This window comes from Azohydromonas australica DSM 1124 (genome assembly GCF_000430725.1).
GTDB classification, from domain to species: domain Bacteria; phylum Pseudomonadota; class Gammaproteobacteria; order Burkholderiales; family Burkholderiaceae_C; genus Azohydromonas; species Azohydromonas australica.
Genome location: NZ_KE387206.1, coordinates 297,636 through 319,198, shown reverse-complemented (window position 1 = coordinate 319,198; position 21,563 = coordinate 297,636). Strand labels below are relative to the sequence as shown.

The 21,563-nt window shown below is 72.5% G+C and carries 19 protein-coding genes and 1 tRNA gene; 9 read left to right on the top strand and 11 right to left on the bottom strand.

All coding sequences use genetic code 11. From position 1 onward, the window contains the following. Positions 1–3: 3 nt before the first annotated feature. The gene (gene norR, locus H537_RS0127315; protein ID WP_051243316.1) at positions 4–1,590 is read right to left on the bottom strand and encodes a nitric oxide reductase transcriptional regulator NorR; all 1,587 of its coding nucleotides are present in this window, start codon (positions 1,588–1,590) and stop codon (positions 4–6) included. Positions 1,591–1,741: 151 nt separating this feature from the next. On the opposite strand from norR, the gene hmpA reads away from it, so the two are divergent. The 4 genes from hmpA to H537_RS55115 all read left to right on the top strand — a co-directional run bounded on the left by hmpA (position 1,742) and on the right by H537_RS55115 (position 8,368). Beyond that, complete coding sequence (hmpA, locus tag H537_RS0127310; RefSeq protein ID WP_029000395.1) at positions 1,742–2,932, top strand: NO-inducible flavohemoprotein; 1,191 nt, start codon at positions 1,742–1,744, stop codon at positions 2,930–2,932. A 112-nt stretch (positions 2,933–3,044) separates the two neighbouring features. After that, entirely contained in the window at positions 3,045–4,274 is a 1,230-nt protein-coding gene (locus H537_RS45795) for an HPP family protein (protein ID WP_238446817.1), read from the top strand. Positions 4,275–4,321: 47 nt separating this feature from the next. Further along, a tRNA-Leu gene (locus H537_RS0127300) sits at positions 4,322–4,406 on the top strand. A 170-nt stretch (positions 4,407–4,576) separates the two neighbouring features. Beyond that, positions 4,577–8,368, top strand: coding sequence for a patatin-like phospholipase family protein (locus tag H537_RS55115; RefSeq protein WP_029000394.1), 3,792 nt, complete (start codon positions 4,577–4,579; stop codon positions 8,366–8,368). Between the two features lie 16 nt (positions 8,369–8,384). Here H537_RS55115 and H537_RS0127290 read toward each other — a convergent pair whose 3' ends face one another. The 10 genes from H537_RS0127290 to H537_RS0127245 form a co-directional block, all read right to left on the bottom strand. Then, positions 8,385–9,746: an adenylate/guanylate cyclase domain-containing protein gene (locus H537_RS0127290; protein ID WP_051243313.1), complete on the bottom strand. Its 1,362-nt coding sequence runs from the start codon at positions 9,744–9,746 to the stop codon at positions 8,385–8,387. Further along, on the bottom strand, positions 9,743–10,114 hold the full coding sequence (locus H537_RS0127285; RefSeq protein ID WP_238446816.1) for a BufA1 family periplasmic bufferin-type metallophore: 372 nt from the start codon (positions 10,112–10,114) through the stop codon (positions 9,743–9,745). Before H537_RS0127285 ends, H537_RS0127290 begins: the two co-directional genes overlap by 4 nt. Then, positions 10,111–11,076, bottom strand: coding sequence for a YeeE/YedE thiosulfate transporter family protein (locus H537_RS45790; RefSeq protein ID WP_043460189.1), 966 nt, complete (start codon positions 11,074–11,076; stop codon positions 10,111–10,113). Before H537_RS45790 ends, H537_RS0127285 begins: the two co-directional genes overlap by 4 nt. Positions 11,077–11,086: 10 nt before the next feature. Then, complete coding sequence (locus H537_RS0127275) at positions 11,087–12,142, bottom strand: patatin-like phospholipase family protein (protein ID WP_029000391.1); 1,056 nt, start codon at positions 12,140–12,142, stop codon at positions 11,087–11,089. A 92-nt stretch (positions 12,143–12,234) separates the two neighbouring features. Further along, on the bottom strand, positions 12,235–13,017 hold the full coding sequence (locus tag H537_RS0127270; protein WP_310733031.1) for a 3-hydroxybutyrate dehydrogenase: 783 nt from the start codon (positions 13,015–13,017) through the stop codon (positions 12,235–12,237). A gap of 21 nt (positions 13,018–13,038) precedes the next feature. Further along, the gene (locus tag H537_RS45785) at positions 13,039–14,346 is read right to left on the bottom strand and encodes an NAD(P)/FAD-dependent oxidoreductase (RefSeq protein WP_043460187.1); all 1,308 of its coding nucleotides are present in this window, start codon (positions 14,344–14,346) and stop codon (positions 13,039–13,041) included. Between the two features lie 12 nt (positions 14,347–14,358). Further along, on the bottom strand, positions 14,359–14,865 hold the full coding sequence (locus tag H537_RS0127260; RefSeq protein ID WP_238446814.1) for a DoxX family protein: 507 nt from the start codon (positions 14,863–14,865) through the stop codon (positions 14,359–14,361). A gap of 117 nt (positions 14,866–14,982) precedes the next feature. Continuing rightward, positions 14,983–15,306, bottom strand: a complete 324-nt coding sequence (locus tag H537_RS45780) for a BufA1 family periplasmic bufferin-type metallophore (protein WP_043460185.1) — start codon at positions 15,304–15,306, stop codon at positions 14,983–14,985. 162 nt (positions 15,307–15,468) lie between these two features. Further along, complete coding sequence (locus H537_RS0127250; protein ID WP_029000388.1) at positions 15,469–16,005, bottom strand: hypothetical protein; 537 nt, start codon at positions 16,003–16,005, stop codon at positions 15,469–15,471. A gap of 69 nt (positions 16,006–16,074) precedes the next feature. After that, positions 16,075–16,575 carry a cupin domain-containing protein gene (locus tag H537_RS0127245; RefSeq protein ID WP_156901961.1) on the bottom strand — a complete coding sequence of 167 codons (501 nt, stop codon included), beginning with the start codon at positions 16,573–16,575 and terminating at the stop codon, positions 16,075–16,077. Between the two features lie 220 nt (positions 16,576–16,795). Between H537_RS0127245 and bufB the strand changes: the two genes are divergently transcribed. From bufB to H537_RS45765, 5 genes are read left to right on the top strand one after another with little or no spacing between them, the layout of a single operon-like run. After that, entirely contained in the window at positions 16,796–17,677 is an 882-nt protein-coding gene (gene bufB, locus H537_RS0127240) for an MNIO family bufferin maturase (RefSeq protein ID WP_029000386.1), read from the top strand. Then, positions 17,658–18,527 carry an HvfC/BufC N-terminal domain-containing protein gene (locus H537_RS45775; RefSeq protein ID WP_084150970.1) on the top strand — a complete coding sequence of 290 codons (870 nt, stop codon included), beginning with the start codon at positions 17,658–17,660 and terminating at the stop codon, positions 18,525–18,527. The genes bufB and H537_RS45775 overlap by 20 nt, the downstream gene beginning before the upstream one ends. Then, positions 18,524–19,234, top strand: a complete 711-nt coding sequence (locus H537_RS0127230) for a winged helix-turn-helix domain-containing protein (RefSeq protein ID WP_029000385.1) — start codon at positions 18,524–18,526, stop codon at positions 19,232–19,234. The genes H537_RS45775 and H537_RS0127230 overlap by 4 nt, the downstream gene beginning before the upstream one ends. After that, the gene (locus H537_RS45770) at positions 19,231–20,403 is read left to right on the top strand and encodes a sensor histidine kinase (protein ID WP_064736053.1); all 1,173 of its coding nucleotides are present in this window, start codon (positions 19,231–19,233) and stop codon (positions 20,401–20,403) included. Before H537_RS0127230 ends, H537_RS45770 begins: the two co-directional genes overlap by 4 nt. Beyond that, positions 20,400–21,548, top strand: a complete 1,149-nt coding sequence (locus tag H537_RS45765; RefSeq protein WP_084150969.1) for a PAS domain-containing protein — start codon at positions 20,400–20,402, stop codon at positions 21,546–21,548. The genes H537_RS45770 and H537_RS45765 overlap by 4 nt, the downstream gene beginning before the upstream one ends. Positions 21,549–21,563: the final 15 nt, after the last annotated feature.

The window sequence follows — 21,563 nt, the reverse complement described above, 5'->3', positions numbered from 1 at the left end:
AGCTTAGCCAAGCGCGCCGCGGCGCCCGGCCGCCAGCCCCAGGCGCCGCGCCAGCCGGTGGAAATTGCTGCGGTCCATGCCCGCCTCCCGCGCCGCCGCGGCCATCGAGGCGCCGTGGCGCGCCAGCGCGGCCTCGATCCAGGCGCGCTGGAAGGCGTCGGTGGCCTCCCGCAGCGTCTGCCCCGGCACGGCGGAAACCGCCGCCTCCAGGCCGCCCGGCGCATCGCCCGCGGCGGCCGGCGCGGTGACGGGCGCCGGCGCCGCCACCGGCATCCCGGCGCCGGCGATGTCCGCCTCGCCCGCCAGGTGCCGAGGCTCGATCGCGATCCAGCGGCCCTTGCCCGGCTCCATGCGCGCGCGCAGCGCGGCGCGGCTGATCAGGTGCTCCAGCTCGCGCACGTTGCCCGGCCAGGCGGGCTGCAGCAGCAGCGCCTTGCTCGCCGGCGACAGGCGCAGGTTGCGCGCGCCCAGGCGATGCTGGTTCTCCTCCAGGAAGCTCTCCGCCAGCGCCAGCACGTCGCGCCCGCGCTCGCGCAGCGGCGGCACGCGCAGCGGGTACACCGACAGCCGGTGGTACAGATCGGCGCGGAAGCGCCCGGCCGCCACCTCCGCCGCCAGGTCGCGGTTCGTCGCCGCGATCACGCGCACGTCCACGTGCACCACCTCGTCGCTGCCCGGGCGCTGGACCTCGCCGCTCTGCAGCACGCGCAGCAGCTTGGCCTGCACCGGCAGCGACAGCTCGCCCACCTCGTCCAGGAACAGCGTGCCGCCGTCGGCGATCTGGAAGCGGCCCGCGCGCGCCTGCGTCGCGCCGGTGAAGGCGCCCCGGCGGTGCCCGAACAGCTCGCTCTCGGCCAGCGTTTCCGGCAGCGCCGCGCAGTTCACCTGCACCAGTGGCTGCGCGTGGCGCAGCGACTGGGCATGCAGCCGGCGCGCCACCAGTTCCTTGCCCACGCCGGTCTCGCCCAGGATCAGCACCGTCAGCTCCGAGGCGGCGACGGTGGCGATCTCGCGCTGCAGCCGCTGCATCGCCGGGCTGCGGCCCAGCAGCTCGCGCGGCGCGCGCTGCCCGTCGTCGCTCAGCGCCTCGGCCCGCGCCAGCGCCTGCTCGGCACTGTCGGCCAGCGCGCGGATGGTCCTCGCCGCCGCGATGCCCTGCTCCACCAGCCGCGCCAGCGCCGGCAGCTGCGCCTGCACCGCATCGAAGCGACCGGGCTGCAGCGCGTCCAGCGTCAGCAGGCCCCAGGTCTGGCCGTCCAGCTGCAGCGGCGCGCCCATGCAGTCGTGCACCGGCAGGATCTCGGGCTGGTGCGCCACCAGCCCGTCATAGGGGTCGGGCAGGCTGCAATCTGCCGGCAGCCGCTGCCCCTGCGGACTTCGCAGCAGCAGCGCCAGCCGCGGATGCGCCTGCACCGGGAAGCGCCGTGCAAGCGCCTCCTCGCTCAGGCCCTGCACCGCCACCGGCACCAGCACCTCGCCTTCGAGCCGCAGCAGCGCCGCCGCGTCCGCCTGCGCCATGCCGCGCACGGCGGCCAGCAGCTCGGCGTAGCGCACGTCCTCTTCCGTCACACCGGTCACCTGGGTCTTCATGACCACATTGTGGTTGATTTGACCACGCAATGTTCCAGGTGAAAAAGACCACTGCAGGCGCGGATTTGAGATGAATCAAGCACTTGGCGCACGCTGGCAGGCTGGTCCGCAAATTGATATGGAACAAAGGTTCTGCACTGGAGACCTTCTCATGCTGTCCGCCAAGACCATTGAACTTGTCAAAGCCACCGTTCCCGTGCTGCAGGAGCACGGCGAGGCGATCACGAAGCACTTCTATCCGCTCATGTTCCGCGAGCGTCCGGAAGTGAAGGCCTTCTTCAACGAGGCGCACCAGGCGCACGGCTCGCAGCCGCGCGCGCTGGCGCACGCGGTGCTGGCCTACGCGGCGCACATCGACCGCCTGGACAAGATCGCCGGCGAGCTGCCGCGCATCATCCACAAGCACGTCGCGCTGGGCGTGCTGCCCGAGCACTACCCGATCGTCGGCGAGTACCTGCTGCGCGCCATCCGCGAGGTGCTGGGCGAGGCCGCCACCGACGACATCATCAATGCCTGGGCCGAGGCCTACGGCGCGCTGGCGCAGGTGCTGATCCAGGCCGAGGAGGAGGTGTACGCCAGCAATGCCGAGCGCGTGGGCGGCTGGCGCGGCACGCGCGCCTTCCGCGTCGCGCGCCGCGAGGTGGAGAGCGAGCTGATCACCTCCTTCTACCTGGCCCCGGTCGACGGCGGCGCGCTGCCCGCGTACCACCCGGGCCAGTACCTGACGCTGGTGCTGGACATCGACGGCCAGCCCACGCGGCGCAACTACTCGCTCTCCGGCGCGCCGGGGAAGGACACCTGGCGCATCAGCGTCAAGCGCGAGCCCGGCGGCAAGGTGTCGAACTGGCTGCACGACCATGCCCAGGTCGGCACGGAGCTTCAGGTGCAGCAGCCTGCGGGCGAGTTCGTGCTGGACAAGCTCGACGCCACGCGCCCGCTGCTGCTGATCACCGGCGGCGTGGGCATCACGCCCGCGATGAGCATGCTGGAGACGGTGGCCGCCACCGGCCGCCCCGTGCACTTCCTGCATGCCGCGCGCCACGGCGGCGTGCACGCCTTCCGCGAGCGCGTACAGGCGCTGGCGGCCGAGCACCCCAACGTGCAGGCCTTCTTCCTGTACGACGAGCCGCGCTCGGGCGACCAGCCGCACGCCGTGGGCCGCCTCACGAGCCAAGTGCTGATGCAGCACCTGCCCGCGGACCGCGACGTGGACCTGTACTTCCTCGGCCCCAAGCCCTTCATGCAGCAGGTGCGCCGCCTGGCGCTCGCGCTGGGCGTGCCGGAAGAGCGGCTGCGCTGGGAGTTCTTCGGGCCGCTGGAGGCGCTGGAAGAGGCCGCCTAACCCGGGCCAGACCTGGGCAGGGCGGGGTGCCCTGCCCTTTCCTGCCCTTGCGCCTGCACCGATTTAGGGCATCGCGCAGACTCCCGCCCTCGCCGACCCCACCCGGAAGTCCGTGTCGTCGCTCACCACCACCTCCTCTCCCCGCCTTTCCTCCCTGAAACGACTGCTGCCGCCGCGCATGGACGTGGCGCCGCGGGAACGGCTGCGCGCCGCGGCCGGCGGCCTGGTCGGCATCCTGGCCACGGCGCTGATGGCGCGCTCGATGCTCGCCGCTGGCCAGCCCTGGCTGATCGCGCCCATGGGCGCGTCGGCGGTGCTGCTGTTCGCGCTGCCGGCCAGCCCGCTGGCGCAGCCCTGGTCGGTGCTGGGCGGCAACATGGTGTCGGCCACCATGGGCGTGGCCTGCGCGCTCACGCTGGGCGCCACGCCGCTGTCGGCGGGCCTGGCGCTGATGCTGGCGCTGCTGGCCATGTTCACGCTGCGCTGCCTGCACCCGCCGGGCGGCGCCATCGCGGTTTCGGCCGTGCTCGGTGCCTCGGCGCTGCAGAGCCAGGGCTTCAGCTTCGTGCTCATGCCCGTCGGGCTGGACACCGCGCTGCTGCTGCTGGCGGCCGTGCTCTACAACAACGTCACCGGCCGCGCCTACCCGCACCGCGCCGCGCCGCCGGTGCCCGGCCATGGCACCGCCGATGCCGCGCCCAACCAGCGCCTGGGCTTCACGCACGAGGACCTGGAAGTCGTGCTGCACCGCTACGGCCAGGTGCTGGACGTGGACCCCGAGGACCTGGAAAGCCTGCTGCACCAGGCCGAGGCCCAGGCCTACCAGCGCCGCTTCGGCGTGATCCGCTGCGGCGACATCATGTCGCGCGACGTGGTGACGGTGGAGTTCGGCACCCCGCTGGAAGAAGCCTGGAACCAGCTGCGCAGCCACCGCGTCAAGGCGCTGCCCGTGGTGGACCGGGCGCGGCACGTCATCGGCATCCTCACGCTGGTGGACTTCATGAAGCACGCCGGCCTGGACCGCCACGAGGGCTGGTCGCGCAAGCTGCGCGACTTCCTGCGCCCCAGCGGCCTGACGCACACCGAGAAGCCCGAGGCGGTGGGCCAGATCATGAGCGCCCGCGTGCACACCGCCGGCGTGGACACGCCCATCGTCGAGCTGGTGCCGCTGCTGTCGGACCTGGGGCTGCACCACATCCCGGTCGTGGACGCCGACCGGCGCCTGGCCGGCATGGTCACGCAGTCCGACCTCGTGGCCGCGCTCTACCGGGGCCGCCTCGACGAGGCCACCGGCTTCAGCGAAACGGCTTCAGCAAAAAAATCGATAGAAACGCTTGCGTAGTCGCTAGAAACGCTGCTAAGCTGCGCAGCTTCTGAGACGAACACCTAGCCCAGGTGGCGGAATTGGTAGACGCACTAGTTTCAGGTACTAGCGGGTAACTCCGTGGAGGTTCGAGTCCTCTCCTGGGCACCAAACAAAAAAGCCAGCGCACTGCGCTGGCTTTTTTCATTTCCGGGCCGGGAAGCCGCGGATCCGCTCGCATCCTTTCCAAAGTCACGTGCCAAGCGCCGGGCGCAGCGGAATCATCGGGCACAGCAGGAAGCCTTTTTCCTGTGCCGCCTGCTCCTTCCCGGAGGTGTGCCATGCCCACGACCGATGCCCGCAAGCACCTGCCCTTGCGGTTGTGCGAGGTACTGGAACAAGAGTACGCCGTCCTCCACGGCCAGATGGCCGAGCCCATGGACTGGCTGCTGCGCGTCGGCGACATCGATGCGTCCGCACTGGCGCGGCGGTTGCGCGAGAGCGCGCACGACCTGCGCGACAGCCCGGCCCGCGCGATCCACGAGCAACTGGGCGACGCCTGTACCGGCAGCGCCGACGGTGACGACGGTGACACCGGGTTCGCCCAACGGCTTTGCGATGCGCTCAACACCCTGCTGCTGCGGCCCGAACGGCTCTACCCGCCGTGCTGGCTGCAGCCCGACAGCGAAGCGTTCCGGTTGAGCGAGCAGTTGGCACGGCATCCCACGCCCGCGGAGGCGGATGCCGCGGGCACGCCGGAGGAGGATCCCGTGCGCGGCGAGCAGGCCCAGCTCAACCGGCTGCTGTTGGAGGCCGCCTTCCCTGAGCAGCTCGTGGCGCGCGCGGACGACGTGCGCGCGGCACGCCTGTACGCGTGCATCCATGCGCTGCCGAAGGAGCACCGGCTGCTGCGCAGCGCGCTGTGCCTGTCCGGTGGCGGTATCCGCAGCGCCGCCTTCGCGCTCGGCGCGGTGCAGGGCCTGGCCAGCCGCGGCGTGCTGGAGCGATTCGACTACCTCTCCACCGTCTCCGGCGGGGGCTACACCGGCAGCTGGCTCTCCACCTGGGTGCACCGCCATCCGCGCCATCTGCAGGGCGTGAGCGAGGAGCTGAGCCAAGTCGGGCAGCGCGACGGCGGCGCCTGGACATCCAGGACCGCGGCCGAGCCCGAGCCCTTGCGCTTCCTGCGCCGCTACAGCCACTTCCTCAATGCCCGCGCCGGCCTCTTCACCCTGGACACCTGGACCTGGGTCGGGCTGTACCTGCGCAACTTGTCGCTGAACTGGCTGGTGCTCATCCCGCTGCTGATGTCGCTGCTGATGCTGCCGCGCCTGTTCGCGGCCCTGGCCGGCTGGTTCGGGCAGAGCGCGCAGCCGGTCATGCCCTGGCTGTTCGCCGTGGCCAGCGCCGCGGCGGTGTGCACGGTGTTGTGCGCCATCGTCAACCGTCCCAGCGTCAGCGATCCCGCGCGGCGCACCCGCCAGCCCCCGGCGGTGCGGGCCGCGGCGCCGCGCTGGCGGGACCGGCTGCTGCGCCGGCTCAAGCAGCCGCATTGGGTCCTGATGCTGGGGCTGCTGCCGCTGCTGCTGTTCTCCACCGTGCTGGCGCTGTTCATGTGGGGCCTGCCGGCGTGGAAGGAAACGCTGCCCGTGCAGCAGTTGCTGCCCTGGCTGCTCAGCGTGCCGGCCGGCTCGCTGCCCGCGCTGCTGCCGCTGCTGCTGCTGGACCACATCGTGATCTGGGGCGAGGCGGTGATCGTCGTGGCCTGGCTGCTGTCGCTGGCGCTGCTGCGCGGCCTGCCGCTGAGGCTGCGCCTGCTGGACCTGGCGGCGATGCTGGTCGCCGGGCTGCTCACCTGGTCGATCCTGTCGGAGCTGGCCCCGCTGTTCATCGGCTGGAGCGCCAGCCAGGGCGCCAGCGTCCCGGGCTGGGCTGCCGGTGTCCGGCCACTGCACCTCTACACCGTGCTGGGTCCCCCGGCGGTGGTGCTGACGGTGCTGGCGGGCATGACGCTGTTCATCGGGCTGGTGTCCAAGTGGACGTGGATCGAGGACGAGGACCGTGAGTGGTGGGCACGCTTCGGCGCCTGGACGCTGGTCGCCGCCCTGGGCTGGGCCGCGCTGAGCGCCGTGGTGGTGCTCGGCCCGCTGCTGCTGTTCGAATGGCCGCGCCTGGTCACCGCGCTGGGTGGCTTCTCCGGCCTGGCCGGCGTGCTGCTGGGCAAGAGCGCGCTCACGCCGGCGGGCCACAAGAACGGCGACGGCGCCCCCGCCAAGAGCAAGCTCCAGGCGCTGCTGGGGCCGGTCTCGACGTCGGTGCTGGCGGCGGTGTTCCTGGCGGTCTTCCTGGCCGTCCTGTCGCTGCTCAGCAGCGCGGGCTTGGTGGCGCTGCAAGGCCTGACCGGCACCCTCTGGAGCAGCAGCGTGTTCTGCCCCGGGCCGCCGCTGCTGTTCACCGACGGGTTGATGCATGCCACGGTGCTGTGCCGTGCCTCCGTGCAGGACGTGTTCACGGCCCTGGTGCTGCTGGCAGCGTTCACCGCGCTGGCGGCCCTGGGCATCAACTTCAACAAGTTCTCGCTGCACGCGGCCTACCGCATCCGCATCGCGCGCACCTTCCTGGGCGCCTCGCGCGGGACGCAGCGCAAGCCCAACCCCTTCACCGGCTTCGACCCGCAGGACAACGTGCGCATGCATGAGCTGCAGCCCGGCCTGCTGCGCGAGAGCGACTTCGCCAGCGCCAGCGCGCTGGTGAACGGGTTCCACCAGGCCGTCAAGGCGGACGGCAAGCCGGCGCAGTCCGCGGCGCAGGCCGTGGCCGACCTGGTGTGCAACAAGCGCCACGACCCCGACGGCCACCTGAAGCAGAGGCTGCAAAGCTGGCAGCCCGGCCACACCGTGCTGGCGGCCCTGCTGCAGGACCTGGTCACCGCGCTCAACCGGGTGCTGGAGTCCGAGCGGCTGGAAACGCAGCTGCAACCTTTCCTGGACGACGCGCAGCGGGCACTGGTGCAGGGCTACGTCCAGCGCGGACAGCGCATCTTCGCCAACCGCAAGCTGCTGGAGCTGGCGTTTCCCGGCGTGCTGCCCTGCTTCAACTTCCCGCCGCCGCCGCCGCACAAGCTGATGCACGTGCTCAACCTCACGCTCAACCTGGTGCGTGGGCACGACCTGGCCTGGCAGGAGCGCAAGGCCGCGCCGTTCAGCGTCTCGCCCCTGCACAGCGGCAGCTACTACCTGGGCTACCGTCCCTCGCGGGACTTCGGCGGGGGCATCTCCATCGCCACTGCGGCGGCCGTCTCCGGCGCGGCCGTGAGCCCCAACATGGGCTACTCGTCCTCGCCGCTGACGGCGCTGCTGCTGACGCTGTTCAACGTGCGCCTGGGCTGGTGGCTGGGCAACCCCGGCGCCGACGGCGCGACCACCTGGCGGCGCAGCGAGCCCAAGCTCTCGCTGCGTCCGGTGATCTCCGAAGCCCTGGGCATGACCGACGACCGCAGTCCCTACGTCTACCTCTCCGATGGCGGGCACTTCGACAACCTGGGCCTGTTCGAGATGGTGCTGCGGCGCTGCCACTTCATCGTGCTCAGCGACGCCGGCGCGGACCCCGACTACCGGTTCGAGGACCTGGGCAACGCCGTGCGCAAGATCCGGCTCGACCTGGGCATTCCCATCGAGGTCGAGCCCATGCCCATCCGCAAGCGCAAGGACGAGAGCGACTTCGACGGCCGCTACTGCGCGATCGGCCGCATCCGCTATTCGGCGATGGACGGCCCGCACGCGCCCGACGGGCTGCTGCTGTACTTCAAGCCGGTGCTGTGCGGGCGCGAGCCGCGCGACGTGCTGCACTTCGCCGCGCAGAACCCCGACTTCCCCCAGCAGTCCACCGCCGACCAGTTCTTCGGCGAGGCGCAGTTCGAGAGCTACCGGCGCCTGGGGCAGTACGCGGTGGAGCAGGCCCTGCGGGGCGCTTCCGTTCCCGACAGCGGCTGGGCCCCTGCCCTGATGCAGCGTGCCCTGGCCCACATCAACGACACCGACGCCCCTGCGCCGGACGACGATTGGGTGGCGGAGTGGATCCGGCGTTTCACGCCCCCGGCCATCGTGACCGACCTGCGGCCCACCGGCACCTGAGGCAACGGCGCCGGGCTCAGGCCGGCGCGGTCCGGGCCGCCAGCAACGTGAGCGCCACGGGGCTGGCGGCGCCGTCCAGGGCCGCCGCGCCGCAATCGGGCTTCTCCCCCTCATACCCCTGCGCCCGCGCCAGCGCGTAGGCCTCGCGCGTGGCCAGCGCCCGCGTGCCCTGCGCCTTGTTGTGCTTCTCCAGCTTGGCCGCGAGGTTCACGGCGTCGCCGATGACCGTGTACTCCAGCCGCTGGCCGTCGCCGACGATGCCCGACACCACTTCTCCCGTCGCCAGCCCGGCACCCACGTCCGGCGCTGCCAGCCCGGCCTGCCGGCGCCGCGCGCGCCAGCCGTCCACCGCCAGCACGATCTCGTCCACCGCGCGCAGCGCCCGCGCGGCGCAGGCGGGGTCCGGCGCCACCGCGCCGAAGCTCGCCAGGATCCCGTCGCCCAGGTACTTGTCGACGCTGCCGCCGTGGCGCCGCAGGATGGGGACGATCAGCCGCTGGTACTCGCCCAGCAGCGCGATCACGCCGCGCGGGCCGAGCTGCGCCGCCGCCGCGGTGAAGCCGCGCAGGTCCAGGAACAGCACCGCCGCCTCGCGCAGCTCGCCTTGGCCCGCCATGAGCGCGTCCTCCGAGGCCGTGATGCGCCGCGCCACCGCGTCGTCGAAGAACAGCGACAGGTCCGCCGCCGCGCGCTGCTGCGCCAGCGCACGCCGCAGCAGCGCGCGGGCGCGCACCAGGGCCAGCGTCAGCGTGGCGGTGAACAGCGCCAGCGCCAGCAGCTTGTCCAGCTCGCCGCCGAGGTGGACCTGCAGCGAGCGCAGCGAGGTCACGTAGTCCCAGGTGAGCGGGCTCACCGGCGCGCTCCACAGCGTCCAGCCCAGCAGCGCGAGCCATGCCAGCAAGGCGGTGCCGCCCGACACCGCCACCCACAGCGGCTCGAAGCGCAGCGCGCGCAGGCCCACCAGCACGAAGACGTAGACGAAGGCCGTGCCCTTGAGCGCGAGCTGCGGCGGCTGCTCGTACTGCAGGTGCTGCAGCCACAGCGTGGCGATCAGCACGCCCATCTCCGCCACCACGCCGGCGGCCAGCAGCCGCGGGCCGAGCTGACCGGTCCAGGCCGCGTACAGGCGCAGCAGCACCAGCAGCGCGAACAGGCTCAGCCCCAGCGGCGCGGCCTGCACCGGCGTGTCGGGCGCGAAGCCCGGCGGTGCGACGCCCACCAGCGCCGCCAGCAAGCCCACCAGCAGCAGCTGCACGCCCGCCACCAGCAATTCGGCGCGGAACTGCTCCGCCTGCAGCTCCTGCCGCACCCGCGCCGGCAGCGCGGCGCCGGGCGCATTCAGCAGCAGCCAGGCGCGCCAGGGGGCGACGGCGCTCATCCCGCACCGCCGGTACGCAGCCGCCCGCCCGCGATACGCTCGCAGGTGCCCGCGGGCAGGACGATCCACTCCTGCGCGCCCCGGTCCTCGCGCGCCTGGCCCGCGCAGGCGTGGACGCTGGTGCCGCAGTCGTTGCGGCCGGCGCGCACGATGCCGTGGCAGCGCTCGCGCTCCAGCACGAAGCTGCTGCCCGGTGCGCTCAGCACCTGCGTGTAGCGCTGCACCGCAGCCAGCGCCGCCAGCAGCGCGCTGCCCAGCACGAGCGCATTGCCCAGCGCGGTGGCGCGGCCCGGGGCCACGCGCGGCATGCCGGGCGTGGCGGCGCCTTCGGCCGCGGCGGAAGGCGCCAGGGACGGGTCCGCGCTCATTGCAGCTCCTCCCCGCGCAGCACCGGCGCCTTGAGCGCCTGCGCCAGCCGCATCGCGGCGGCGATGACGGCGCACATCACGCCGAAGGCCAGCCAGGCATGCGGATGCAGCAGCGGCAGCCCCACCAGCACCAGGCCGTCGTTGGAGCCCGGGATCAGCAGGCTGCCGAGGGCCATCAACCCCCCGCCCGCCAGGCTGCGCAGCCACTGCGCCGGGGTCGGGCGCTGGCTCTTGAGGCGCCCGGCCGTCCAGCCGCCGACCAAGGCGCCGCCCAGCAGCGCGGCCAGCAGCGCCAGCGGCAAGGCCGGGTGCTGCGCCATGCGCCGCGCCAGCGCCGCCAGCAGGTCCGTGTAGGCCCAGGCGCCGGCCAGCAGCCAGCTCAGCAGGAAACAGACGCCGATGATGGCCGTGGCCGCGTGCGGTGCCCACACCCGCGCCGCCACGGCGGGCCAGCCGCCGCGCAGCCCTTGCGCCACGCGCCAAGCCGCGAACAGCACGAAGCCGGCGGCCAGCGGGGCCTGGGGCAGCAGGTTCGACGGGGCCGAGGCCGTCGCCACCGGCTGCGGCGCCAGCAGGCCCGCCGCGAGGCAGCCGAGGTAGAAACCCGCCGGCACCGCGGCCTGCGCCCACTGCCCGGAGCCCAGCCGCGCGATGGCGCCGAAGACGCAGGCGCCGTTGATCCAGGCGCCCAGCCCCAGCAGCGCGGCGCCCAGCACGGTGTGGGCGCCGACCGGATGCGGCGCGGGCATGACGCCGGTCCAGCCCGCCGCCTGCGCCAGCACCAGCCCGCCGGCCACCCACAGCGCGGCCTCGCCCATGGCGCGCAGCCGCCGGGCGCTGCGCTGGCGCAGCACTTCCTCCACGGCCGCGACGGTGCAGGTGCCGCCGCGCTGGATGGCGAAGCCCATCAGGGCGACGCAGGCGAGGACGGCCGCCAGGGCGGCCAGAGACGGCGTGTCCATCGCAGCCGCCTCACAGGAACTCGCCACGCAGATCCACGCTCGACCGCACCCCCAGCGCGCCGAAGTGCTGCTCCAGCCAGCGCCCGGCGTGCAGGCGGCCCGCGTCGCGCAGCTCGGTGAGGAAGCTCCAGTCGCAGTTGAGCTTGCTGGCCGCGCCGTAGCCGCTCATCACGTCGTCGGCGCGGATCGAGTGGATCAGCATCTGCTTGAACTCCTCGCTGGAGAGCTTGCCGCGCTCGATCAGCCCGGTGACGAACACGATGGCGCGCATCTCGCGCATCAGCGAGGAGTTGAAGCTCACCTCGTTGAGCCGGTTCAGGATCTCCCCGGCCGTGGTCGGCACGCCGCGGCGCACGATGGGGTTCAGGTGCACGATCACCACGTCCCGCGCCTCGCACTCGTAGATCAGCGGGTAGATGGCCGGGTTGCCCATGTAGCCGCCGTCCCAGTACGGCTCGCCGTCGACCATTACCGACTGGAACATGAACGGCAGGCAGGCCGAGGCCAGCACCGCGTCCGCGCTCACGTCGGCGCAGCTGAAGATGCGCACCTTGCAGGTCTGCACGTTGGTGGCGCACAGGTACAGCTTGATCGCCGACTCGCGCCGCAGCCGCTCGAAGTCCACGTGCGCCTCCAGCACGTCGCGCAGCGGGTTGAAGTTCAGCGGGTTGAGCTGATACGGCGAGAACACGCGCGTGAGGTATTCCATCCACTGGTAGGCCGGCGAGAGCTCCAGCGGCAGCTCGCCCAGCCAGCTCATCCACGGCAGCGCACGGTACGGGTTCCAACGCTGGCCGGCCTCGCTCACCGCGCGCCAGAAGCTCTCCAGCGCCTCGCGCGCGCCGTCGGGGCCGCCCACGGTCCAGCCGTGCGCCAGCACCGCCGCGTTCATGGCGCCGGCGCTGGTGGCGCTGATGCCCTCGAAGCGGATGCGGCCGTCCTCGATCAGCCGGTCCAGCACGCCCCAGGCGAAGGCGCCATGCGCCCCGCCGCCCTGCAGCGCCAGGTTGACGGTCTTCACTTCGGGCTTCACCGCCGCCTGCCGGCGGCTCGGTTTCACGCGCATGTCCATGGCGGCTCCTCGGTTTCGCATCTCGTCGCTCCGTTCGGCCAGGGCTGGCAGGACGGACATCTTCGGCCTCCCGCGGCCGGACGGGATCAGTGCTGGGTCCAGCCGCCGTCCATCGGGATGGCGGTGGCAGTCATGGAGGCGGCGGCCTCGGAGGACAGGAACACCGCCAGCGCGGCCAGCTCCTCCACGCGCACGAACTCCTTGCGCGCCTGGTGCGCCAGCATCACGTCGCGCACCACCGCCTCCGGCGGGATGCCGTGCGCGCGCGCCTGGTCGGCAATCTGCTGTTCCACCAGCGGCGTCTTCACGTAGCCCGGGCACAGCGTGTTGGCCGTGATGCCCGATTCCGCCAGCTCCACCGCCACGCAGCGCGTGAGCCCCACCAGCCCGTGCTTGGCCGCGACGTAGGCCGACTTGAAGGGCGACGCCGTGAGCCCGTGCGCCGAGGCCACGTTGAGGATGCGGCCGAAGCGCCGCGCCCTCATGCCCGGCACCACGGCCTGGATCAGCACGAAGGCGGCCGTGAGGTTGATGGCCAGCACGGCGTCCCAGCGCTCCTGAGGAAAGTCTTCCACCGGCGCCACGTGCTGGATGCCGGCGTTGTTGACCACGATGTCCACCCGGCCGAACTCGGCTTCAGCACACGCCGCCAGCTCTCGGATCTCCTGCGGCCGGCGCATGTCCGCGCCGTGGAAGCGCACCTTCACGCCGTACTCGCGCTGCAGCCCGGCCCGGGTGCGCTCGATCTCCTCGGCCGTGCCCAGCCCGTTGAGCATCACGTCGGCGCCCTGCGCCGCGAAGGCCCGGGCGATGCCCAGTCCGATGCCGCTGGTGGAGCCGGTGACGATGGCGGATTTGCCTGCGAGCAGCATGGTGTTCTCCAGGAAGGTTCAGACGGTGGGACGGGACGGCAGCGCGGGCTGGGACGGCGCCGCTTCGGCATCCGCCTCCGGCGTGCGCGTGAAGCGCAGGTGCGTGATGTCGGCGCTGAAGCACATGCTCCAGGTCCACTCGACCCAGATGCGCACCTTGCGCCCCAGGGTGGGCATGAGCAGCAGGTAGTACGCGCGCCACAGCAGCCAGGCCGGCAGGCCCGACAGCCGCAGCCCGGACAGCTCGGCCACGCCCTTGAGGTGGCCGGTGGTGGCCATCATTCCGCGCGAGCGGTGGCTGAAGGCCCGCGTGGGCGCGCCCCGCAGCGTTGCCAGCAGGTTGTCCGCCAGCACCCGGGCCTGCGCCACCGCGAACTGCGCCGTGGGCGGGCAAGGCGCGCCGTCGCCGTTGGGCACCAGCGCGCAGTCGCCCAGGGCCCACAGCCCGTCGATGCCGGGCACGCGCAGGTCCGGTGCGACGGGCAGGCGCCCGCGCTGGAGCGGCAGGCTGAGCTGCTCCACCAGCGGATTGGCCCGGGTGCCGATGGTGCACACCACGGTGGCCCCTTCGACGCTGCCGCCCCCGGCCAGCGCCACGCCTTCGGCGCTCGCCCCGGCGGCACGCGCGCCCAGCCGCACCTGCACGCCGCGCGACATCAGCGAGCGCTGCGCCGCCTCGCCCAGCGCTTCGGGCAGCTCCGGCAGCAGGCGCGGGCCGTCGTGCAGCAGCGTCACGCCCAGCTCCTGCGCCTGCACCCGCGGGTAGTAGCGCAGCGCGCCGCGCAGGAAGTCCGCCAGCGCGCCGGCCACCTCCACCCCGGAGAAGCCGCCGCCGATGACGACGAAGCTGCCGAGCTGCCGCCGCCGCGCCGGATCGCTCTCCAGCTCGATGCGCGCCAGCCGCTGCAGCACGCGGTTGCGGATGAAGAGCGCGTCGCCCACCAGCTTCAGCGGCAGCGCGTGCTCGGCCAGGCCCGGCACCAGGTCCAGGTTGGCGCGGGTGCCGAAGGCCAGCACCAGGTGGTCGTATTCGATGTCGCGCGGGCCGGCCAGGGTCTGGGCGCGCAGGCGGCGGTTCTGCACGTCGACCTGCGTCACCCGGCCCATGACGAAGCGGCTGCGCCGCAGCATCTGGCGGATGGGCGCCACCACCTGCTCCGGGAACACCGAGGCGCCGACCACCTCCGCCAGCAGCGGGTTGAAGGTGGTGGTGCTCTCCTCGCTCACCAGCGTGAGCTGCACGCCCTCGGGCAGCCGCCGCTCCAGGCGCCGCGCCAGCGCGGTGCCGCCGAAGCCGCCGCCCACGATCACGATGTGGGGGGTCATGGCCGCGCTCCTTCAGCGGGCCGAGGCCGGCCACGCGCGGCGGCCAAGCAGCCGGTCCAGCGACAGCGCGCCGGGGCCGTGCGTGAGCGTCACCAGCAGCAGCAGGCCCCAGGTCTGGTGATCCTTCAGGCCCACGGCGCCCAGGTCCGGATAGGAGATGACGGCCACGACGTTGAACACGAACAGCACCGCGGCGGACAGCCGCGTGCCCAGACCCAGCACCAGCAGCACCGGGAAGAACAGCTCCACCCCCGTCCCCAGCAGCGCCGCCAGCTCCGGCGGCAGCAGCGGCACGGCGTACTCGTTCTCGAACAGGGCCAGCGTCGAGTCCCAGCTCGCGAGCTTGGTCAGTCCGGACTTGAAGAAGACGGCGGCAACGAAGAGGCGCAGCACCAGGTCCACCACCGGGGAAAGATGGTCCAGGCCACGCACCAGGCGGCGGCCCTGCTCCAGGACACGCCGGGCGAAGCCAGGGGGTGCGGCGGTGGAGAGGCTCGAATGCGAGTTGACGTAATGCACGTTGCTTACTCCTGAATGCTGTGTGCAGACGCTCGGGACGGGTCGATGGTTGGGCGGCATTCGCCGTGAGCAGACCAGCTCACGGCCAGTACCCAAAAACTGCCCGGACAGGCCGCCTCACCCCGCCTTCTTCCCGTCCTTCATCAGCGCCGCCGCCCCGCCGTGCACGTTCTCCGGCTTGTCCGTGACCATGCCGCCGGCGATGCGGGCGCAGGTGCCCTTGGGCACGAAGACCCAGGCTTCGGCGTCGCGGTCCATGGTGGAGGTGCCGGCGCAGGCGCTCTTGCTGGTGCCGCAGTCGTTCTTGCCGGCCTTGACGATGCCGGCGCATTTCTCCATGTCGCCCTTGGCGGCCAGCGCCGGGCCGCTGGCGAGCGATCCGCCCAGCGCCACCAGCGTGGCGATCGAAGCGGCAACGAGGGTCTTGGATTGGGTGCTCATGTCGGACTCCTTGGTCAGTGAGGGAAAGGGTTGAGGGCTCGGCCGGAGCGTCCTGGTTGCCGTGGCAACTTCAATCGCGCCGTGAACACAGTCTGGTTTCCAGGGTTCACGCGGCCGTGGCGCGAAGATCACGTTTTGGTCACGGCGCCCTGCGTGGCTTGCTCAGGCCGCGGCCAGCGCCTCGAAGCGCAACACGTACTCGCGCAGCACGCGCGCGGCGCTCAGCGCCTCGCCGGAAGCCAGGTGCTGCGCGGCGCCGCACAGGCGCGCCAGCGCGCCTTCGAGCTCGTAGTCCACGGCCTCCAGGTCGGCGCTGTCGCGGCCCTCGTAGGCGGCCTGCGCCGCGGGCTGCGCCATGGACTGCGCGGACAGGTCCAGGAAGAAGCGCCGGTTCGGATGCGCCACCCGGTACAGCAGCCGCCCCGCGGCATAGACGCAGGCGTCGCCCGCGGGGCCGGCGACCACCACCGTGTCCGCCTCCACCATGCGCACCTGGGCCTGCACGCCCAGCAGCGCCGCGGGCCAGAACTGGCCGAAGAGCACGACGTTGCACTCGTCCTCGCGGGGACGGCGCGGCGACGCGGCCCCGGCCCCGCCTTCGGGCGGAAGCGACAGCGCGTCGTCCACGGCTTCCAGGTCGGTGGCCAGCGCGGACGCGAGCGCGAGCCGCAGGTGCTGTTCGGGATGGCGGATGTTCATGGCGGCCTCCGAGAGACACAGGGACGCTGCGGCGGCACGGGCCCGGCGGCCCGCGCCGCGGCACGGGCGTCACATGTCGTGTTCCATGTGCGGCTTGTCGACGGGGAAAAGATCGACCGAGATCAGCACCGCCGGGGTGGAGCCGGTGTTCTTCCACCAGTGCGACGTGCCGTTCTTCTCGGGCGCGACGTCGCCGGCGCGGTGCACGATGGGCACGGCGCAGCTGCTGGCGTACTCGGTGACCTCGCCCGAGACCGTGTAGATCATGGCCGGGCGGTTGTCGTGGCTGTGCCAGGGCACGATGCCGCCGGGCTGGATGTCGAGCTGGCGCAGCCTGAAGGCCCGTCCCTGCAGCGCCAGCGGCTCGCGGGAGAGGTCCGTCATGGCGCGCACCACGTCCGTGACGCCCTGCGGCATGGCCGGTCCCATGGCCTGGCCGCGGCCGTCGGGGACGCGCTGGTCGGCCGGGCATTCGCCGGCCCGCGCGGCCGTGGCGCCCAGCGCGGCGACGGCGGCCACAACGGTGGCTTGCGCCACGCGGCGCCAGGAGGAGGAAGTCATGCGGTTCATGCGGTGTGCTCCATCGGAAGAGGTTGCATGGACCGGCCCGTATCGAGCCGCCCGCAGACCAATTTGGTCGCCGGGCTTCAACGCGCGGTCGCGCGCTGGTCACGTTTTGGTCACGCCGCACGGGGGGCGACCAAAGATCACTTTTCCATCACGCCCCCCGCGCGCCACGCGCCGCTGCCTAGACTGCTTGCAAGTCTTTACAGCCTCGCCAGGAGCGCGCATGAACCCCTCTCCCCCGCACCCGCACCCGCACCCGCTGCCGCCCTGTGCCGCCGGCATCGGCCTGCGCGCCGAGCACCACGCGGCGCTGCTGGAGCAGCAGCCGCGGGTGGACTTCGTGGAGGTGCACAGCGAGAACTACTTCGGCCGCGGCGGGCCGCCGCTGCACTGGCTGCGCCGCGCGCGCGAGCTCTGCGCGCTGAGCCTTCACGGCGTGGGGCTGTCCATCGGCTCGGTGGACCCGCTGCGCGCGGACCACCTGCGCCACCTGCGCGAGCTGATCGACGAAGTGCAGCCCGCGCTGGTCTCCGAGCACCTGAGCTGGAGCTGCGTGGACGGCCTCTACGCCAACGATCTGTTGCCCCTGCCCTTCACGCGCGAGGCGCTGGCGCACGTGGTGGCGCGGGTGCAGCAGGTGCAGGAGGCGCTGGGCCGACCGCTGCTGCTGGAGAACCTCTCCAGCTACCTGCGCTTCGAGGCCGACGAGATGCCGGAATGGGCGTTCGTCGCCGAGGTCGCGCGGCGCAGCGGCTGCGGCCTGCTGTTGGACGTGAACAACCTGTACGTGAGCGCACGCAACCACGGCTTCGATCCCGCGGACTACCTGGCCGCGCTGCCGCCCGAGGCCGTCGCGCAGTACCACCTGGCGGGCTTCACGCACCGGCGCTTCGACGACGGCGCCGAGATCCTCATCGACACCCACAGCCGCCATGTGAGCGACGACGTGTGGGCGCTGTACGCGCAGGTGCTGCGGCAGCTGGGGCCGCGGCCCACGCTGATCGAGTGGGACGCCGATCTGCCGCCCCTGCCCACGCTGGTGGCCGAGGCGCACCATGCCGCCGCACTGATGGAGGAACACGCCCATGCCTGCTGCCCTGCATGAGCTGCAACGCCGGTTGATGGACGCTCTGCTCCAGCGCGGCGACGCCACCGCCGCCGCGGCACTGCTGCGTCCCACGCCGGGGCTGGACGCGGCGCGGCGGCTGCAGCTCTACCGCAACAACTGCTTCGAGAGCCTCGGCGCGGCGCTGGGCGCGGTGTACCCGGTGGTGCGGCAGCTGGTGGGCGAAGACTTCTTCCGTGCGCTGGCGCGGCGCTTCATCTCCGCGTTCCCCTCGCGCTCGGGCAACCTGCACGACTTCGGCGTGGAGCTGCCCGATTTCCTGCGCGGCTTCGCGCCGGCTGCATCGCTGCCCTACCTGCCGGACGTGGCGGCGCTGGAATGGGCCTGCCACGCCGTCTACCACGAGGCACCGGTGCCGGCGCTGTCGCTGGACGCGCTGGCGGCGCTGGGGGCCGAGCAGCAGGCGGCGCTGCGGCTCGACCTGCAGCCCTGCGCCCGGCTGCTGGCCTCCGACTGGCCGGTGCTGGACCTGTGGCAGGCGCACCAGGGCAACGCCGAAGACAGCCTGGGGACTATTGACTGGCAAGGCGGCGGCACGCGGCTGCTGGTGGCGCAGCGCGCGCTGGAAGTGGAGTTCCGGCTGCTGGGCGTGGGCGAATATGCGTGGCTGCGGGCGCTGCACGATGGCGAGCCGCTGGCGGCGGCGTGCGCGGTGGCGCTGGCGGCGGACCCTGCCTTCGAGCTGCCGCCGGTGTTGATGCGGCATCTGGCGCTGGGAAGCTTTTGTGCTTTGGATCACACCTCGCCAGCTGAAGCGCCGCTCACGGCATGCACCTCCTCATGTCCTTCCTCTACCGCCCCGCACCCACCCCAAGGAGAGCCCTCATGACCCCCCGTCGCGTGCTGGTGATCGAGGACGACCCGGACATCGGCCGCCTCGTGACGCTGCAACTGGCCGAGCTGGGCTTCGAGCACCGGCTGGTCGGCGACGGCGTCACCGGCCTGGCCGAGGCCGAGGGCGGGCGCTGGGACCTGCTGATCCTGGACCTGATGCTGCCGCGCCTGGACGGGCTGCAGATCTGCAAGCGCCTGCGCAGCCGCGGCGAGGGCTACCTGCCCATCCTCATGCTCACCGCCAAGTCCTCCGAGCTGGACCGCGTGCTCGGCCTGGAGCTGGGCGCGGACGACTACCTCACGAAACCCTTCTCCATGCTGGAGCTGGCGGCGCGGGTGAAGGCGATCCTGCGCCGCCAGGAGCATTTCGAGGCCGCGACCGCCGCGCCCGTGAGCACCCTCATCGAGGCCGGCGAGCTGCGCATCGACCTCGACCGCCACGAGGTGCAGGTCTCGGGCCGCAGCGTGGACCTCACGGCCAAGGAGTTCGAGCTGCTGGTGCACTTCGCGCGCGCGCCGGGCCGCGTCTTCACCCGCGCGCAGCTGCTGGACCAGGTCTGGGGCTACACCCACAGCGGCTACGAGCACACGGTGAACTCCCACATCAACCGGCTTCGCAACAAGATCGAGCGCGACCCGGCGCAGCCGGCGCACATCCAGACCGTGTGGGGCGTGGGCTACCGCTTCGCGTCGCAGTCATGAGCTTCCTCGTCCAACCCAAGCCGCCGCGCGCACGCGGCCCCATGGGCAACAGCCTGTCGCTGAAGCTGTCGGCCCTGCTGGCCGCGGCCTTCATCGCCGTGGGCGGGCTGCTCGTCGTGGCGACGCAGGCGATGTTCGAGCCCTCGCGGCTGCTGGAGCTGTCCACCGACGTGATGATCGGCAGCGTGGTGTTCTCGCTGCTGGCGGCGCTGTGCGTGTTCCAGCTCTTCACGCGGCGGCTCAAGCGCCTGGCGGACGCGGTGGACGCTTACGACCAGCGCGCCGACTTCCGCACGCCGCTGTCGCTGGCCGAGGCCGACGCGCACGGCGACGAGATCGAGCGCCTGGCCGCGCACGTGGAAGGCATGACCGGGCGCATCGCCGACCAGCTCGGCGAGCTGGAGCGCGTGGCCACGCGCCGGCGCGACCTGCTGGCCAACGTCTCGCACGACCTGCGCACGCCGCTGGCCTCGATGCAGGGCTACCTGGAGATCCTGCTGCTGCGCCGCGGCGAGCTCTCCGAGGCCGAGGAGCGCAACTACCTCGAAGTCGCGGCCAAGCACAGCGAGCGGCTGGGCCGGCTGGTCAACGACCTGTTCCAGCTCACCAAGCTGGAGGCCGAGGACGTGCATCCGCAATGCGAGCGCTTCCCGCTGGCGGAGCTGGTGCAGGACGTGGCGCAGAAGTTCGCCCTCGACGCCGCGCAGCGCCAGCTCACGCTGCACGCCGCCTGCGGCGCCGCCATGCCGCTGGTGGAGGCCGACATCGGCATGGTCGAGCGCGTGCTGGAGAACCTGGTGGAGAACGCGCTGCGCCACACGCCCGAAGGGGGCCGCGTCACGATGGAGCTGGGGCTGGACCAAGGCCGCGCCACGGTGGCGGTGAGCGACACCGGCGTGGGCATCCCGGCCGACGAGATCGACAAGGTGTTCGACCGCTTCTACCGCGCCAACCGCACCGGCTCGCGCCACCACGCCGGGCTCGGCCTGGCCATCGCGCGGCTGATGGTGCAGCTCCACGGCGGGCAGCTGCGGGTGCGCAGCACGCCGGGCCACGGCACCACCTTCAGCTTCGACCTGCCGCTGGCGCCCGGGCTGACCGTTTCGAACGACAAAGACATGGAGACACACCCCCGGCCCCTGCCCGGCGGGACCATCGCCGCGCCATGAACGTCCCTGTCCCGAGCCGGTACCCGTGGGTGCTGGGCCTGCTGCTGATCCTGGCCGCCGCGCTGGGCGGGCTCGCGCTGCGCCTGGGCAGCGCCGCGCTGGCGCCGGCGCTCGTGTGCGCGCTGGGGCTGGCCGTCGCGCTGGGCTGGCGGGCACGGCGGCGCGAGCTGGCGCTGAAGGTGCAGATGGCCGGCCAGGCGCAGCGCCTGGGCGCGCTGCAGCAGGCCCTGGAGCGTGCCCAGGCCGAGCGCGGCGAGGCACTGGCCGCCGTGCGCGCGGGCGAGCAGCGCTACGAGCTAGCGCTGCGCGGCAGCCAGGACGGCCTGTGGGAATGGGACCTCGGCGCCGACCGCATGCGGCTGTCCCCGCGCTGGAAAAGCATGCTGGGCTACGCCGAGGACGAGCTGGGCGACTCGCGCGCGCAGTGGCGCGGCTGCGTGGAGCCGCAGGACCTGCCCGCGCTGGAGCAGGCGCTGCAGCGCCACCTGGCCGACGCGCAGTGCCGCTTCGAGGGCGAGCTGCGCCTGAAGCACAAGGACGGCAGCCTGCGCTGGGTGCTCACGCGCGGCGTGGCGCTGCGCCATGCCAGCGGCACGCCCTACCGCATGGTCGGCCTGGACACCGACGTCACCCGGCTCAAGCGCGTGGAGACCATCCTCGACGCCGTGGCCCGCGGCACCGCCGACGCCTTCGGCGAAGCCTTCTTCAGGGCGCTGGTGAGGCACTTCGCGCGCGCGCTGGAGGTGGAGTGCGCCTTCATCACCGAATGCGCCGACCAGCCGCCCACGCGCGTGCGCACGCTGGCCTGCTGGGCCGGGCAGCAGTGGCAGGACAACGTCGAGTACGGCCTGCCCGGCACGCCCTGCGAGCAGGTGGTGGGCGGCGGGCGGCTGTGCTTCTTCCGCAGTGAGGTGCAACGCCTGTATCCGGTGGAAGCCGGCTACGAGGCCTACCTGGGCATCCCGATCCAGGCACAGGACGGGCGCATGCTGGGCCACCTGGCCTTCCTGGACACCGCGCCGCGCGGCGACGAGCTGCTGCTGGAGTCGGTCTACCGCATCTTCACGGCGCGCGCGGCCATCGAGCTGGAGCTGCGCGAGGCACGGCTGCAGCTGCAGCGGTTCAGCGATTCCGCCCTGTCCTGAACACCGTTGCGCTGG